Source organism: Aeromonas sp. XH, from assembly GCF_033348475.1.
In the GTDB taxonomy this organism is placed as follows: domain Bacteria; phylum Pseudomonadota; class Gammaproteobacteria; order Enterobacterales; family Aeromonadaceae; genus Aeromonas; species Aeromonas sanarellii.
On record NZ_CP137630.1, the window covers coordinates 3,325,677 to 3,340,328 of the forward strand.

General features: G+C 65.5%; 16 protein-coding genes and 3 tRNA genes. 13 read left to right on the plus strand and 6 right to left on the minus strand.

The annotated features are described in order from the left end of the window. Window positions 1-41 precede the first annotated feature (41 nt). Complete coding sequence (locus R2B70_RS15260; protein WP_182976023.1) at window positions 42-374, minus strand: DUF1904 family protein; 333 nt, start codon at window positions 372-374, stop codon at window positions 42-44. Between the two features lie 70 nt (window positions 375-444). Here R2B70_RS15260 and R2B70_RS15265 point away from each other — a divergent pair, with 70 nt between their 5' ends. The 7 genes from R2B70_RS15265 (at window position 445) to R2B70_RS15295 (ending at window position 6,790) form a co-directional block, all read left to right on the plus strand. Beyond that, entirely contained in the window at window positions 445-1,332 is an 888-nt protein-coding gene (locus tag R2B70_RS15265; RefSeq protein WP_318161906.1) for a TraB/GumN family protein, read from the plus strand. 165 nt (window positions 1,333-1,497) lie between these two features. Next, window positions 1,498-1,647 carry a DUF3149 domain-containing protein gene (locus R2B70_RS15270; RefSeq protein ID WP_081805766.1) on the plus strand — a complete coding sequence of 50 codons (150 nt, stop codon included), beginning with the start codon at window positions 1,498-1,500 and terminating at the stop codon, window positions 1,645-1,647. A 135-nt stretch (window positions 1,648-1,782) separates the two neighbouring features. Next, window positions 1,783-2,364: a DNA endonuclease SmrA gene (smrA, locus tag R2B70_RS15275; RefSeq protein ID WP_216990864.1), complete on the plus strand. Its 582-nt coding sequence runs from the start codon at window positions 1,783-1,785 to the stop codon at window positions 2,362-2,364. Window positions 2,365-2,470: 106 nt separating this feature from the next. Then, complete coding sequence (locus tag R2B70_RS15280) at window positions 2,471-3,949, plus strand: carboxypeptidase M32 (RefSeq protein ID WP_318161907.1); 1,479 nt, start codon at window positions 2,471-2,473, stop codon at window positions 3,947-3,949. Window positions 3,950-4,088: 139 nt separating this feature from the next. Beyond that, window positions 4,089-5,597, plus strand: coding sequence for a DNA-3-methyladenine glycosylase 2 family protein (locus R2B70_RS15285; RefSeq protein ID WP_318161908.1), 1,509 nt, complete (start codon window positions 4,089-4,091; stop codon window positions 5,595-5,597). Continuing rightward, window positions 5,594-6,070, plus strand: coding sequence for a methylated-DNA--[protein]-cysteine S-methyltransferase (locus R2B70_RS15290; RefSeq protein ID WP_318161909.1), 477 nt, complete (start codon window positions 5,594-5,596; stop codon window positions 6,068-6,070). Before R2B70_RS15285 ends, R2B70_RS15290 begins: the two co-directional genes overlap by 4 nt. A gap of 345 nt (window positions 6,071-6,415) precedes the next feature. Further along, a complete protein-coding gene (locus R2B70_RS15295) occupies window positions 6,416-6,790 on the plus strand; it encodes a cupin domain-containing protein (RefSeq protein ID WP_254203712.1) in 375 nt (124 codons plus the stop codon). A gap of 196 nt (window positions 6,791-6,986) precedes the next feature. Here the strand turns inward: R2B70_RS15295 and R2B70_RS15300 are convergent, their stop codons facing one another. The 5 genes from R2B70_RS15300 to R2B70_RS15320 form a co-directional block, all read right to left on the minus strand. Then, window positions 6,987-7,244 (minus strand): DUF1272 domain-containing protein, encoded by a 258-nt coding sequence (locus tag R2B70_RS15300; RefSeq protein ID WP_042074882.1) that lies wholly within the window; start codon window positions 7,242-7,244, stop codon window positions 6,987-6,989. Window positions 7,245-7,288: 44 nt separating this feature from the next. After that, window positions 7,289-7,618 carry a DHCW motif cupin fold protein gene (locus tag R2B70_RS15305; protein WP_219142711.1) on the minus strand — a complete coding sequence of 110 codons (330 nt, stop codon included), beginning with the start codon at window positions 7,616-7,618 and terminating at the stop codon, window positions 7,289-7,291. A gap of 116 nt (window positions 7,619-7,734) precedes the next feature. Next, entirely contained in the window at window positions 7,735-9,597 is a 1,863-nt protein-coding gene (locus R2B70_RS15310; protein ID WP_318161910.1) for a U32 family peptidase, read from the minus strand. Window positions 9,598-9,778: 181 nt separating this feature from the next. After that, window positions 9,779-10,390: a LysE family translocator gene (locus tag R2B70_RS15315; RefSeq protein WP_216990870.1), complete on the minus strand. Its 612-nt coding sequence runs from the start codon at window positions 10,388-10,390 to the stop codon at window positions 9,779-9,781. Between the two features lie 129 nt (window positions 10,391-10,519). After that, window positions 10,520-11,473 (minus strand): LysR family transcriptional regulator, encoded by a 954-nt coding sequence (locus tag R2B70_RS15320; RefSeq protein ID WP_202211611.1) that lies wholly within the window; start codon window positions 11,471-11,473, stop codon window positions 10,520-10,522. Window positions 11,474-11,672: 199 nt separating this feature from the next. On the opposite strand from R2B70_RS15320, the gene R2B70_RS15325 reads away from it, so the two are divergent. From R2B70_RS15325 to R2B70_RS15350, 6 genes are all read left to right on the plus strand, one after another. Further along, a complete protein-coding gene (locus R2B70_RS15325) occupies window positions 11,673-12,761 on the plus strand; it encodes a ketoacyl-ACP synthase III (protein ID WP_318161911.1) in 1,089 nt (362 codons plus the stop codon). A gap of 248 nt (window positions 12,762-13,009) precedes the next feature. Beyond that, window positions 13,010-13,094, plus strand: a tRNA-Tyr gene (locus R2B70_RS15330). A 43-nt stretch (window positions 13,095-13,137) separates the two neighbouring features. Further along, window positions 13,138-13,222, plus strand: a tRNA-Tyr gene (locus tag R2B70_RS15335). 31 nt (window positions 13,223-13,253) lie between these two features. Then, window positions 13,254-13,338: transfer RNA gene (locus tag R2B70_RS15340), tRNA-Tyr, on the plus strand. 135 nt (window positions 13,339-13,473) lie between these two features. Continuing rightward, entirely contained in the window at window positions 13,474-13,749 is a 276-nt protein-coding gene (locus R2B70_RS15345; RefSeq protein WP_042074895.1) for a hypothetical protein, read from the plus strand. Window positions 13,750-13,885: 136 nt separating this feature from the next. Next, window positions 13,886-14,617, plus strand: coding sequence for an EAL domain-containing protein (locus R2B70_RS15350; protein ID WP_042074898.1), 732 nt, complete (start codon window positions 13,886-13,888; stop codon window positions 14,615-14,617). Window positions 14,618-14,652 lie beyond the last annotated feature (35 nt).

Here is a 14,652-nt window from a genome sequence, read left to right on the forward strand (position 1 = left end):
CAAATGCCGCCCCGCTGCCTGAGGCCACGGGGCGGCATTTTTCAGTAGTGCTGGCCATTGCTGTAGTAGTGGGATTTCACTATGGGCAGCACCTGCACCACCACATAGGTCTGCTCCCCCAGCACCGCTTTCAGGTGTCGGGTGATGAGGGCGGCGGCGGCATCCTGCATCTCTTGCGGGCGCTCGAACCAGACCAGTTCCACGAAGGGGAAACCGGCCTCGGGCTGGCCATCTCGTACCCACTGGCTCGGCACGCACTCCAGGGTGACGAACTCCGGCTTGCCGCCGGTCAGGGCGCAGAGATCCGCCATCAGGGGCCCGCTTATCCGCTGCAGGGTGTCGACAGAAACTGCCCGAAAACGAAGGTGGGGCATGGGAAACCTCTTGGCTGTGACAAATGAGGACTTATCATAGAGCACTCATCCCGCTCACATAAGGTGCCTCATGAGATTCCATCCCACGCTGCTCTCCTTCCTGCTCTGCCTGCTGCTGCCGCTCCATGCCATGGCCGATCCGGCCTTCTACCGCATCAACAAGGGCAGCGAGCAGCACTGGCTGCTGGGGTCCATCCACGCGGGCAAACCCTCTCTCTACCCCCTGCCGGACCCCGTCGAGCGCGCCTGGCAGCAGAGCCGCGCCCTGGTGATGGAGGTGGACATGACCCACATCAGCCAGGCGCAGTGGCAGGAGATGGGCGCCATCACCCGGCTCGTGGACGGCAAGACCCTCAAGGATCACCTGCCCATCGACCTCTACCGTCGCACCCTGATCGCCGCCGGCCAGAACGGTCTGAACGAGAGCATGCTGGCCCCGCTGCGCCCCTGGTTTGCGGCCATCACCCTGACCCAGGCGGCCCTGGAGCGTACCGGCTTTCGCGGCGAGTTCGGGGTGGATCAGCACTTCGCCAAGCGGGCGAACGACGGCGGCAAGCCCATCATCGGGCTGGAGACCCTGCTGGAGCAGCTCGGCTATCTCGCGAGCGTCGGCGACAACCAGACCCTGATGCTGGAGAGCACCCTGGACGAGCTGCCTGAGCTCGAGAAGGGGTTCGCCGAGGTCATGGCGGCCTGGCAGAACGGGGATCAGGCCACCCTGATCAACCTGCTCAAAGAAGAGATGGCACCACCCAAGCTGCAGGCCTGGCTGGAGCAGACCCTGCTGGCGGAGCGCAACCGCAACTGGGTCAAGAAGTGGCCGAGCCTGCCAAACGAGAGCTTTATCGTGGTAGGGGCCCTGCATCTTTACGGCGAGCACGGGCTGCTCGCCCTGCTGGAGCAGCAGGGCTGGCGCATCACGCCGCTCACCGACCCCGCGCCAGAGAGAGCCAAATAGTGCCTTTTCGGCCCCCCTGCCCCCGACGAGGGTGCCGGATGGGAGCCTGCTCACAGAATCCGATGCCGATTAAATAACCAGGGAGGGAGTTGATCGAGATCATCTCCACCCTCCCAAAGGGGTATTTATCATGCCTGTCATCGCGCAATGACAGGAGTGAACGAGATGGAATTCTGGATGAACCTGATGTTCGGCAACAGCGTGGGGCTGATGTCCATGCTGGTGATTATCGGCACCTTCCTGCTCATCAGCGCCTATGCGGTCTATTTCATCTACAAGGTGATGCACGCCGAGCCGCCGAAAGAAGGACAATAACCCCCAGGGGCCTGCCATCAAGGGGGATGCAGACGGCGTCCCGCCGGGCAAGGCCCCCACTCGCCCGCCCCGCCATTCTAAGCACAGGCCAGGCCCGCTATAATGGCTCCCTCATTCTCATGCGGGGAGCCTGCCGTGTCTCATGACGACGAACTCTCACTGTTCCTGCAGGAAGTGGCCGACGTGCGGCCGCTGCGCAGCGACCACATCGCCCCCGTTGCGGGCAACGGCCAGCCGACCGAGGCGCAGCTCGCGCGCCGGGAGGCCGCCACCGCCGAGCAACTCACCCTGGATCACCTCGGCACTGAGGCTGTCGAGATGCTGGACCCCCATGCCATCATCGGCTTCAAGCGTGACGGCGTGCAGGAGGGGGTCTACAAGAAGCTGCGCCTCGGCAAGTACGAGTTGCAGGGCTCCCTCGACCTGCACCACAAGACGCTCAACGAGGCGCGAACCGCCCTGGTGCAGTTCATTGCGGAGTGCGAAGTGCGGGACATCCGCTGCCTGCTGATCCTGCACGGCAAGGGGGAGCGCAGCACGCCGCGCGCCCTGCTCAAGAGCCATGTCAGCGCCTGGTTGCCACAGCTGCCTGCCGTGATGGCCATGCACAGCGCCGAGCGCCGCCACGGCGGCAGCGGCGCGCTCTACGTATTGCTGCGCAAGAGCGAGCGCAAGAAGGCGGAAAACCGCGAACGGCACCAGAAGCGCCTAGGCTGACTGCCTGAGGGTGGCCCCCGCCCGCGGCACAGTGCTAGCATCGGACGGCCCCGATCATGCCAGGTACGGGGTGCATACCATCAGGGACGATAACAAGGACAATCCCATGTCATATCAGAAACTCGAACAACATCAGCAACAACTGCACCGCCTCTCCCACCTGTCCGCCATCTGCGGCTGGGATCAAGCCGCCATGATGCCGGAGGGGGGCAACGAGGCCCGCGCCGAGGCGATGGCGGAGCTCGGCGTGCTGATCCACGGCAAGCGCACCGCCCCGGAACTCGGCGACTGGATAGCGGCGGCCGAAGAAGAACCACTGGATGCGACCCAGCGTGCGAACCTCGCGGAGATCAAGCGCCACTGGCAGGATGCGAGCCTGCTGCCAAGCGATCTGGTGGAGGCGCTCTCCCTGACCGGCAGCAAGTGCGAGCACGCCTGGCGCCGCCAGCGCAAGGAGAACGACTGGGCAGGCTTCGCCCCGAACCTGAAAGAGGTGGTGCGCCTGTCGCGGGAGGTGGCACGCCTGCGCGCCGAGGCGCTCGGGGTGCGCCCCTATGACGCCATGCTGGCGCTGTACGAACCCGGCATGACGAGCGCGAGGCTGGACCAGATCTTCGGCGATCTCACGAGCTGGCTGCCCGGCCTCATCCAGACCGTGAGCGAGCGGCAGAAGCGCGACGTGATCCTGACGCCACAAGGCCCGTTCCCGGTCGCGACGCAGCAGGCGCTCGGCCAGGAGGTGATGGGGCTGCTCGGCTTTGATTTCGCGCACGGCCGGCTCGACGTGAGCAGCCACCCGTTCTGCGGCGGCGTGCCGACGGACGTGCGCATCACCACGCGCTACAACGAGGACGAATTCGTCTCCAGCCTGATGGGCATAGTGCACGAGACGGGCCACGCGCGCTACGAGCAGGGCCTGCCGCGCACACTGCTCGGCCAGCCGGTGGCCGAGGCGCGTTCCATGGGCATTCACGAGAGCCAGAGCCTGTTCTGCGAGATGCAGCTCGGCCATCACCCCGCGTTCCTTTCGCTGATAGCGCCGCGCATCCGCGCGCACTTCGGCGAGCAGGCCGCGCTCGCGCCGGCGAACCTCGATAAGCTGTACAACAGGGTCGAGCCCGGCTTCATCCGCGTCGATGCGGACGAGGTGACGTACCCGGCGCACGTCATCCTGCGCTACGAGCTGGAGCGGGACTTGATGGAAGGGCGCATCGAGGTCGCGGACATCCCCGAGCTGTGGGATGCGAAGATGCAGCAGTGGCTCGGCCTGTCCACGAACGGCAACTACCGGGACGGCTGCATGCAGGACATCCACTGGACGGACGGCTCGTTTGGCTACTTCCCGAGCTACACGCTCGGCGCCATGTACGCGGCGCAGCTGCGCTTCGCGCTGGAGCGTGAACTCGGCGACATGGGCACGCTCGTAGAGTCCGGCCGCCTGCCGGAGATCTTCGACTGGCTCGGCCGCCACATCTGGTCCCAGGGCAGCCTGCACGGCACGGACGAGCTGATTCGCCGCGCGACCGGCGAGGCGCTCAATCCGCAGTGGCTGCGCAAGCACCTCGAACAGCGCTACCTGAAATAACCGCTCCCGGGCGCGACTCATCTCGCGCCCGCTTTCCCCCTGCCCGACTATTTTTGCTATCCCTGTCCGTTTCTGGCTAGTCACCCCCCTCGCACCCGCTTAGTCTCTGGGACATGCCCACAGCAATCCGAGTCATGTCATGACCACAGTGCCCCCGCATTCATCCCAAAGGGACGAGATCATCCCGGGCCTCACCCGGGAGCAATGCCACGCCGCGCGGCTCGCGCGAGACGCGCGGTTCGACGGCCGCTTCTTCACCGGGGTGCTGTCCACCGGCATCTATTGCCGCCCCGTGTGCCCGGCGCGCGCACCGCACGAGCACAACGTGCAGTATTTTCGCTTCGCGGCGGCGGCGGAGCAGCACGGGTTGCGACCCTGTCTGCGCTGTCGCCCCGAGCTCGCGCCGGCGCAGAGCGGGGATCTGCCGCCACTCGTCGCCCAGGTGCTGGCACGCATCGAGCGCGGCGAGCTCGCGGATCACAGCCTGGGCACGCTCGCGGCGCAGGCCGGGCTCACGGAGCGCACGCTGCGGCGCCAGTTCGAGCAGCACCTCGGTGCGTCGCCGAAACAGGTGGAGCAGACGCGCCGCCTGCTGCTCGCGAAGCGGCTGCTGACGGAGACTAGGCTGCCGATCACGGACGTGGCGTTCGCATCTGGCTTTGCGAGCATTCGTCGCTTCAACGACGCCTGGCACCAGGCGTATGGCCTCGCACCGAGCGCCCTGCGCAAGCAGGAAGGGGGGACTGGCGAGGCGGCGCCGCAATCGAGCCTGCAACTGCATCTCTTGTATCGCCCGCCGTTCGACGCCCGGGCCATGCTCGCGTTCTACCGGCTGCGCGCCATTCCGGGGCTGGAGCGGGTGGATGAGCACGGTTACGAGCGGCGTCACCGGGTCGGCGATCAGGAGGGGCTCATCCGCATCGAACCCGTCGAGGGGGAGAAGCTCAGGCTGACGGTGCAGGATCTGCCGCCGGGCGCGCTGCCGGACATCCTGTACCGCGTGCGCCGCATGTGGGATCTCGACGCGGACATGGGCCGCATCGGCGAGCTGCTCGGGCAAGATCCGCTGCTGGCGCGGATACAGGCACGCTGGCCAGGGGTACGGCTGCCGGGCGGCTGGGATGAATACGAGGTGATGCTGCGCGCCATCGTCGGCCAGCAGGTGTCGGTCAAGGGCGCCATCACCATCATGGGGCGCCTGGTGGCGCGTACCCTGGCGCAGTTTGGGGTAGCACAGCTGCCCACCCCGGCGCAGCTGTGCGAGCTGGATCTCGACGGCATCGGCATGCCGGGCAGCCGCATCCGCACACTGCAGGGGCTGGCCTCGGCGCTCGCGAGCGGCGCGCTCATCCTGGGCAGCGCGAGCGACGAGCAACTGCTCGCGCTGCCGGGCATAGGCCCCTGGACGGTCGCCTACTGGCGGCTGCGCTGCGGGCTGGACACGGATGCCTTCCCCGCCTCGGATCTCGTGCTGCAAAAGGCGCTCGGGGGCGGTGACAAGCTGCCGGTTAAACAGATGACAGTGCGCAGCGCCCCCTGGCAGCCGTGGCGCGCCTATGCCGCGAGCTGGCTGTGGCACGCCATGAGTGAACAACCGGCGCTGCTCACGCAGCCCGGACCTGAACAGGACGAGGAGACGACATCATGATCCGTTACGACTTTCTGGAGACCCTGTGCGGTCGGCTGCTGATCGCCATCGACGATCGCGGCCTGGTGCACGTGGACTTTGTGGCAGGGCTGCGCCCCTTGCCCGACATGAGCGGCTGGCGGCAGGACGGCGAGGCGCTCGCCCCCTGCCTCGCCGAGTTTGACGCCTACTTCGCGGGCCGGCTGCAGCGCTTCACGCTGCCGCTCGCGGCGCGGGGCACGGCGTTTCAGCAAGCGGTGTGGCAGGCGCTGTGCGACATCCCCTACGGGGAGACCCGCAGCTATGGCGACATCGCCCGCGCCATCGGCAAGCCGAGTGCGAGCCGCGCCGTGGGGGCCGCGAACGGCCGCAATCCGCTCTCCATCATCATCCCCTGCCATCGCGTGATCGGCCAAAGCGGCAGCCTCACCGGCTATGCGGGAGGCCTGCCCATCAAGCAGGCGCTGCTGCACCTCGAGGGGATCCCGCGCTGATCCGCCGCATCCTCTCCCCGGCCAGGGGCCATTCGGTCCCAGGCACCCAATCCATCCGGTCTGCACTGTCAGGGGCACGTCGCCTGGCACTATCAAGACAAGGGATTGAAAAAACAGCGTTTATACCGACGGCGTCAACCTGGAAAAAACCGGGACGCCGCCCCTGGCTCGAATACTTGCCCGTGACGGTCCTCCCTCCCCTGCGCCTGCGCCCGTTTGGGCGAATACTTCACCTACCGGGATGACGCTGTGCCTTGCCAACGTGTTGACCAGAGAGATCACGGCGTGTTCCTGGCGATCCGGTCGCGGCCCTGGGCTGCGATCCGTTTGAAATGAGGAGGCAACATGTTAACTCCAGTCACCGTCACTCAATTTCAGGTGCGATCCCACGGCGCCCCCGACGAGGTGCGCACCCCCGACAAGACCCGGGTCGAGGTCGTCAAACTCGATGGCTACACCATAGGGCGGTTCAACTTCGCCCCCGGCTGGCGCTGGTCTGACTGCATAAAACCTGTCGTCAAGACGGAGCAATGCCAGCTCTCGCACCTGGGTTACGCCGTCTCGGGGTCGCTCACGGTGCGCCTGGCAGATGGCACCCTCAAGACCATCAACGCCGGCGAGTCCTACACCATACCGCCGGGGCACGATGCCTGGGTCGAGGGGGATCAGCCCTTCGTTGGCATCGAGGTGCTGAGCGCCGATCAGTTCGCCAAGCCATAGTGTGTCGTCGGCAACCCGCCAGGGTTGCGCGCGAACCTTCCGGTGGGCGCTCGCCCACCGGCACAGCCCCCCAGCAGCCCGGTCTTGTCCACCCCGTCATGGTTCCACTGCCGTACCGCTTCCCCTGATGGCTGGAGACACGGGCAGGATAGTGGCGCCCCTTGCCGGCAGGTATTCCTCCATGGGGACGGCGGCCCTAGCGCCCCTTGCCCAGGGTCGCCTTGAGGTCCGGATTGAAGATGCGCTGGAGGGAGGCGGGATGGTTCACCAGCTTGGCCGCCGGGCGACGCGGGCGCCTGACCAGCTCGCCGCCGCAGTTGGGGCAGGTCAGGTGCAGATACTGATCGTTGCACTCGGCGCAGAAGGTGCACTCGAAGGAGCAGATATAGGCCGTCGCCGTGTCGGCGGGCAGATCCCGGTCACAGCACTCACAGTTGGGTCTGAGTTCAAGCATGGGCAAGATCCTGAAGCAAAAGGGGAAGCGGGAAAGGGGGCGGCTCAGTCGACGATAAAGAGGCGGGCGCCCGGTTCGGTGTAGGAGCGATGGGGCTCGGCGTCATCGGCCACCTGATAGCTCATACCCGGCGTCAGGGTGAAGACGCGGCCATCCTGCAGCTCGGTGTGCAGCTCCCCCTCGAGGCAGAGCAGCACATGGCCCTTGCGGCACCAGTGATCCGCCAGATACCCGGGTGAGTACTCCACCATCCGCACCCGCAGATCCCCGAACTGCTGGCTGTACCAGCGGGCGACGCCGCGTTCCCCCTTGTGCTCGGTCGGCGTTATATCGGCCCAGCGGGTCGTGCAAAACGGCAATGCATCGATCTTCATGACGGTTCCTTTGTCAGCTGACGGTATGGGGCTGCTTAGAGAGACAAGCCCCTTGGGCAGCGCCGCCCCATACTGCCATCTAATCCGCTGCCGCCCTATCCCCACACGGGCAGCTGTCAGCGCTTGAGGCTCCCCATCACCTGCATCTCGCAGCGGCGGCAGTCAAAGCGCAGGCGGAAACTCTCCTTGCCCATCTTGAGCTCCAGCGGCTCTGGCTTCAGGCCTGGCACTTCCTTGGGGCAGAGATTCTGGCTGTAGCGGATGCAGTGTTTCGTTGTCATCAGCACCACCTCCCCCTGTTCCTGGTTCGCCTCATAGGCGGGGGCGATGCGTTCCACCCCGTGTTCGCGGAAGAACTGCTCGGCGGCCTTGTTCAGCACGTTGCCAAGGTAGGAGAGGCGGTGTTGGGGATAGGGGACGTCACGCAGGGGGATGCGTCGCTCGGGTCGCCGGTAGGCGGCAAGACGCGCCGCCTCCAGGGCGGCGATGGCGTCCCGGCGCAGGCCGTTGAGTTGTGAGGCGGCAATAAACAGGGGAGTGGTGAATGCCAGCTCAATCTGGCGAGCCACAAACAGGGTGTTGCCGAGTTTGCCAAGCTGATCCCTCGCCTGTTGCAGCGCCCGTGCCGGGTTGTCGGCCGGCTGCTTGTCGCAGGGGAGCGTGACGGCGGCGCCAATGCCCTGCTCGTCCACAAGTTCGAGCCGCAGTCCCTCGTCGCACTCCGATAGCCGCATATCGACCCGGATGCGGCGATCCGCGCTCCCCTTTTCGAGCTGCTTGCTGAAGGCCTGATCGTGGTTGCGGTAAATTTCGGCACCGACCTTGAGCCCGGGTACGGGCTCTGACAGCAGCAATTGCTTGCCGTCCACCTTGTTCAGGCGCATCCCCACCAGCTCGCCCCCCGGCTTGAAGAAGCCGAGGCCATCGCCGTTGTTGAGGGTGACGGGCTGCCCGTCTATCTCGATGCCGTCTCGGGTCACCCTGCTGACGCGGCCCAGCGGTTCACCCACGTATTTCGGGCTGCGCGGCGAGTCGATCCCCGGCTTTCGGCCACGGAGGAAGTAGTCGGTGCTGCCCCGGTTGAAGCTCTTCTTCGGATCCGGCGTGAAACCATAGCTACAGCGACCGGCGGAAGCGGCCACCAGATCGGAGCGGCTCTCCAGAATGGCATCCAGCTTCTGGCGATACCAGGCGGTGACGTTCTTGACGTAGTCGAGCCCCTTGAGGCGCCCCTCGATCTTGAAGGAGCGGATGCCCGCGGCGATCAGCGCCTCCAGGTTGTCGGTCTGATCCATGTCTTTCAAGGAGAGCAGGTGGCTGTTTTCCACCAGCACCTCCCCGCCCGGGGTCTGCAGGGAGCAGGGCAGCCGGCAGAGCTGGGCGCACTCGCCGCGGTTCGCGCTGCGGCCGGTGCGGGCGTGACTGATGTTGCACTGGCCGCTGTAGGAGACGCAGAGCGCGCCGTGGATAAAGAACTCCAGCTGCACCTGGGTCTGGGCGCTGATGGCACGGATCTGCTCGAGCGAGAGTTCGCGCGCCAGCACCACCTGGGAGAAGCCCACGTCCTGCAAGAACTTCACCTTTTCCGGCGTGCGGTTGTCGGTCTGGGTGCTGGCGTGCAGCGCTATGGGGGGCAGATCGAGCGCCAGCAGCCCCATGTCCTGCACGATCAGCGCATCGGCCCCCGCCTCGTAGATCTGATGGGTCAGGCGCCGGGCCTGCTCCAGCTCGTGGCCGTGCAGCAGGGTGTTGAAGGCGACGAACACCTGGGCGCCGAAGCGGTGGGCGTGGCGCGCCAGCGCTTCGATATCCTCGATGCTGTTGCCCGCCGCACTGCGGGCACCGAAGGCGGGGCCCCCTATGTAGACGGCATCGGCGCCGTGGTTGATGGCCTCGATGCCATAGGCGAGGTTCCTGGCCGGGGCCAGCAGTTCGAGGCGATTCTGTACAAGGCGCTGAGTCTGGGTGTGATCCTGCATGGGTCTGGTCTGAAGGCGGACGAGAAATGCCCGTCACTCTAGCGAGACCAGGCGCCCCCCGCCTTGATCCCGCTTAAGATCACCGCAGAATGCAGGATTGACCCGGTACAAGGTCATCTGGCTGCCCCCTTATCCCCCCGGCCCTGAGAGAGTGCCGACTACGCTGGCACCCGACGCGGATCTAGATCACCACCTTGAGCGCCAATCCCAGCAGCACCAGGCCGCTGACCTTGTCGATCACGAATGACTTGGCCTTGAGCCAGGCGAGTACGGGCCCGCGAGACAGCACCAGGGCCACCAGCACATACCAGAGCGCGTCTATGCCCCCTGCGGTCAGCATCATGATGCCCCCCTCGCGCCAGCCGGTGTCGGCGTGCACGAACTGGCTGAACAGGGCGATGAAGAAGATGGCGAGCTGGGGGTTCAAGAAGGCCACCATAAAGCCCTCGAACGCCCCCTGACGGCCACGTGGCGGATGTCCCTCCTCGCTACCGGACTCGCCGCCAGCGGGCCTGGCCAGCAGCGCCTTGACCCCGAGCCAGGCGAGGAAGGCCGCACCACCGTAACGGATGAGGTCGAACAGCAGCGGAGTCTGGGTGATCAGCAGGGAGAGGCCGAGCGCCGTGATCAAGGCGTAGATCCCCACCCCCAGGCCGTGGCCGAGCGCCGTCGCCACCCCGTGGCCTTGCCCTCCCTGCACCGTGTTGCGGATGATCAGCGCCAGGCTGGGCCCCGGGCTGATGGCCCCCATCACGCAAATGGCGGCCAGCGCCAGCCAACTCGTCAGTTCCATACCCTCTCCTCTCTTCGAATCCAGTGTCGGTTGATGTGCTCAGGGTAGGGGGCGCCCGGCTATGCCAGAAGTGAAAGTTATGAATAGAGTCCATAGCCGTTGGCTATAGAGTGGCACAAACCGCTGTCACTAGCTGCGCTTGCCCGGCCCCGGGGCCAGTTGCTTGTGGCTCTCCCCCAGGGTGAACTGCAGGTGATCCCGCAGGAAGGGATAGGCCAGCTCGCGAAACCAGCGGTGGGCCGGATCCAGGTGATGGCGCTGGTGCCACAGCAGATGATACTGCTGGACCCGGGTGGCGAAGGGGAGATCGCAGAAACTCAGGGCGTGCTCCCGGGAGAGCTGCCAGGCGATGTGGGCCGGGGTGGTCATCAGGCAGTCGGTGCGCAGCAGCACCTCCACCGCGGCCTGGAAGAAGGGCACCCGGGCAAACCAGCGACGGGATCGCCCCAGGGGAGCCAGCACCTGCTCCACCGGGCTGTCCTTGTCGCCGCCGCCGCTCACCTGCAGGTGGGGCCAGGCGAGGTACTCCTCCAGGCTGGGCGCCGTGCCCGCGAGCGGGTGCTGACGCCCCATCAGCATCACCAGCCTGTCCTCCCCCTGATGCAGGCCGCGGATCTGGTCCGGCACCAGATCCGTGATGGTGGAGACCAGATCCAGCTCGGATTGCCAGAGCTGCGGCAGCAGGCGCTTGTCCCACAGGCTGTACTCCAGCGCCGCCCGGGGGGCGGCCTTCGCCAGGGCCGCGCAGATGTCGGGCAGGATGTGCTGGGCCACGTAGTCGGAGGAAGCGAGCCGGAACACCCGCTCGCAGCGCTCGGGGACAAACTCCGGCGCCGCGTAGAGCCGCTCCAGGGCACCGAGGGAATCGGCAAGCTGGACCGCCAGCGCCTCGGCCCTCGGGGTCAGCAGCCAGCGCTGCCCCTCCCGCACCAGCAGCTCGTCGCCAAACTCGCTGCGCAGCTGGGTCAGCTGCTTGCTGATGGAGGGCTGGCTCAGGTGCAGCAGCTCCGCCGCCCGGCTGATGTTGCGGGTCTCCAGCAGCACCTTGAGGGTGGGCAGGAGGTTGAGATTCGCTTTGTGCACTGGGATCACCTCGGGTGGGGCGGGCCGGATCGGGAGTTCATATTAAGACAAGGAGAAGCGGAAATTTAAGCAAAATCACGGTCTTGCTCCCGCCACTCCCCTTACACTGGTCAGGCCGCAGGATGACAGTGGCGGCCCCGTGCGGCATAATTGCGCAATTTTCCGCCCCCGGGCGGCCATCACGACAAGCGACGACAAGATGAAATACGCCAATATCACCGGTTGGGGAAAATGCCTGCCCCCCGCAGCGCTGACCAATGATGACCTCAGCACCATCATGGATACCTCGGACGAGTGGATCTACCCGCGCACCGGCATCAAGGCCCGTCGGGTCTCCCACGTCAGCACCACGGCGCTCGCCACCCTGGCCGCCCGCCGCGCCCTGGCCTGCGCGGGCCTCGAGGCGGACGCCCTCGATGGCATCATACTCGCGACCGCCACCCCGGGCACGCTCGTACCCAATGGCGCCTCCGCCGTGCAGCAGGCCCTCGGCGCCCACAAGGCGGCGGTGTTCGACCTCAATGCCGCCTGCACCGGTTTCGTCTATGCCCTCTCCGTCGCCACCTCCCTGGTGCAGACCGGCATGATGCAGCGAGTGCTGGTGATCGGCGCCGAACGGCTGACCCAGTTGCTGGACTGGGCCAAGCGCGACACCGCCGTGCTGTTCGGCGATGGCGCCGGCGCCGTGGTGATAGAGGCGAACGAGCAGAAGAGCGGCCTGATTGCCAGCAAGCTCGGCTGTGACAGCGAGGCACGCGAGATACTGCACGTGCCGAACTTCGGGACGGATCGGGTGCGTTTCGCCGACATCGACGGCCTCTTCACCTTCAACTTCGAGGGGCAGGAGATCTTCAAGCGCGCCGTGCGCGGCATGGGCGAGGCCACCGGCGCCGTGCTGACCCAGGCTGGCATAGCCCCCGAGCAGATCGATCTCATAGTCCCGCACCAGGCCAACGTGCGCATCATCGAGACCCTGGCCAAGCGGATGAACGCCCCCATGGAGAAGGTGATGGTCAACATCGAGCAGTACGGCAACACCTCCGCCGCCACCGTGCCCATCGCCCTGTGCGAGGCGCTGGAGCAGGGCCGGGTCAAGCCGGACAGCTATCTGCTGACCGCCGCCTTCGGAGCCGGTCTGACCTGGGGCGCCGCCCTCATCAAATGGGGCCCTCGCATCACCCCGCTCGGCCAATGCGACGAGGAGCTGCCCCCCAGCCAGCAGAGCGCCCTGGAACTCATCGCCCATGCGGTGCAAGGCTGCCAGCGGGCCCGCAACCCGGACGCCTGATGCCCTGCCAAAGTGGTCTATGAAGGGGGAGCCCGGTGCGGCTCCTCTTTTTATGCCCGTGTTTATGCCCGTGCCAAGCCCGCCCCATGCCGGACTGCGCCCCCTGACCCGGCATAAAAGTCATTGAAAAGCGTGAATTTTGAGCGAAACGTATCAAAAAATGACCGCTCGGCACTTTTTTGTCGTCAGAATGCGGCCAAGGGGTTCACAACCTTGCCGGATCTGGTAGTATGCGGCCTCGCACTTGGGGAGGGGTTCCCGAGCGGCCAAAGGGATCAGACTGTAAATCTGACGGCTCTGCCTTCGAAGGTTCGAATCCTTCTCCCTCCACCATTCAAGTGCGCCAAGTAAGTAAAAAATCAGGAAAATACCCCGTGGAGGGGTTCCCGAGCGGCCAAAGGGATCAGACTGTAAATCTGACGGCTCTGCCTTCGAAGGTTCGAATCCTTCTCCCTCCACCATCTTCCTGAGCACAATCTGCAATGCCCCTGTGGAGGGGTTCCCGAGCGGCCAAAGGGATCAGACTGTAAATCTGACGGCTCTGCCTTCGAAGGTTCGAATCCTTCTCCCTCCACCATCCTTCAGAAAGCCCGGCCTTGCGCCGGGTTTTCGCCTTTCAGGACAGACTCCATATGGAGCTGTCAGATCTGACAATTGTCCCGCTCCGCATTTTTCGAAACAGTGGACTCCTCACCGTCAGGAGCCACCTCGCATGTTTGCAATCTGGGATGAAACCGGCCAGGAGCAGGGCTTGAGCCTGCCCCAACTGCAGCAACGCCTGCACAACTATCAGGGTGACGTCATGGTGCGCTATCTCAACCGCCTCGGCCTGTCGACGACCCTGTTCCTGACCATCCATCAGGGCCAGGCCTACCAGCGCTTCAAGGCGGGTACACCGCCACTGGATTGGGAGTGGCTGGCCCAGGCCATGCACGGTACGCCACTCCAGAAGGCCGAAAGCCGCCAGCAGACGAATGCCTTGATCTGAGCAGAGCGCTCTCCACCTCGCTTGCGGCCCGCCCCCGCCCTGTTCTGGTGGCAGCCTGATTATCAGACTCTTCCTACAGCTCCCGTTTAGGTCTTCCCTGTATGATGCGCAGCCATGTTCCGGTCAGGTGAGAGCCATGTTTGCGTTCAAAGAAGAGTATCCCGTGAGTGCCATGGCCAACATGGCGGATATCGCCGTCCCCTTTTATCAGCCCATCATAGGCCGGGATCGTCAGGTCAAGGGGTATGAGGCGCTGGCTAGGCGCTGGGATGTCGGGCAGCAGCGCTATCTGGGCATCGACTTCGCCGCGCTCGGCGAGGACGACACCCTGCACCTGGATATCGTCATGCTGAGGGCCATACTGCGCGATCTGCCCGTGCTCGCGCAAAAAGGCCCCTATGCGCTCTCCATCAACCTCAATCCGGCGCTCTCCAGCCCCACCTACCGCAACCTGCTGTTGCTGGTGCTGCTCCAGGCCCGCAAGCTGGGGATAGCCATCTGGTTCGAGGTGCTGGAGCACGTCAGGATCAAGCGCCAGCACAGGGAGATGATCGAGGTGTTGCGGGCCCATGGCGCCCACATCGCCTGCGACGACTTCGGCTCCCAGGCGTGCAACTTCCAGCGTCTGATGATGCTCCCCTACGAGATAGTGAAACTGGATCGCTCCCTGCTGCTTCAGGCTGCGCTCAGCACCCACGCCCTCAACATGCTGACCGGACTGGTGAAGTACCTGCAGCGGCTCGGCATGGCCGTGGTGTGCGAGGGGGTGGAGACCCAGGCCCATATCCAGGTGGCGAACCGGCTCGACTGCGACTATCAGCAAGGCTACGCCTACGCCATGCCCTCCCCCCTCTCCCGCTGGGCCTGAGCGGAGCGCTTGACCCTCAAGAGAGAAACAGGGGC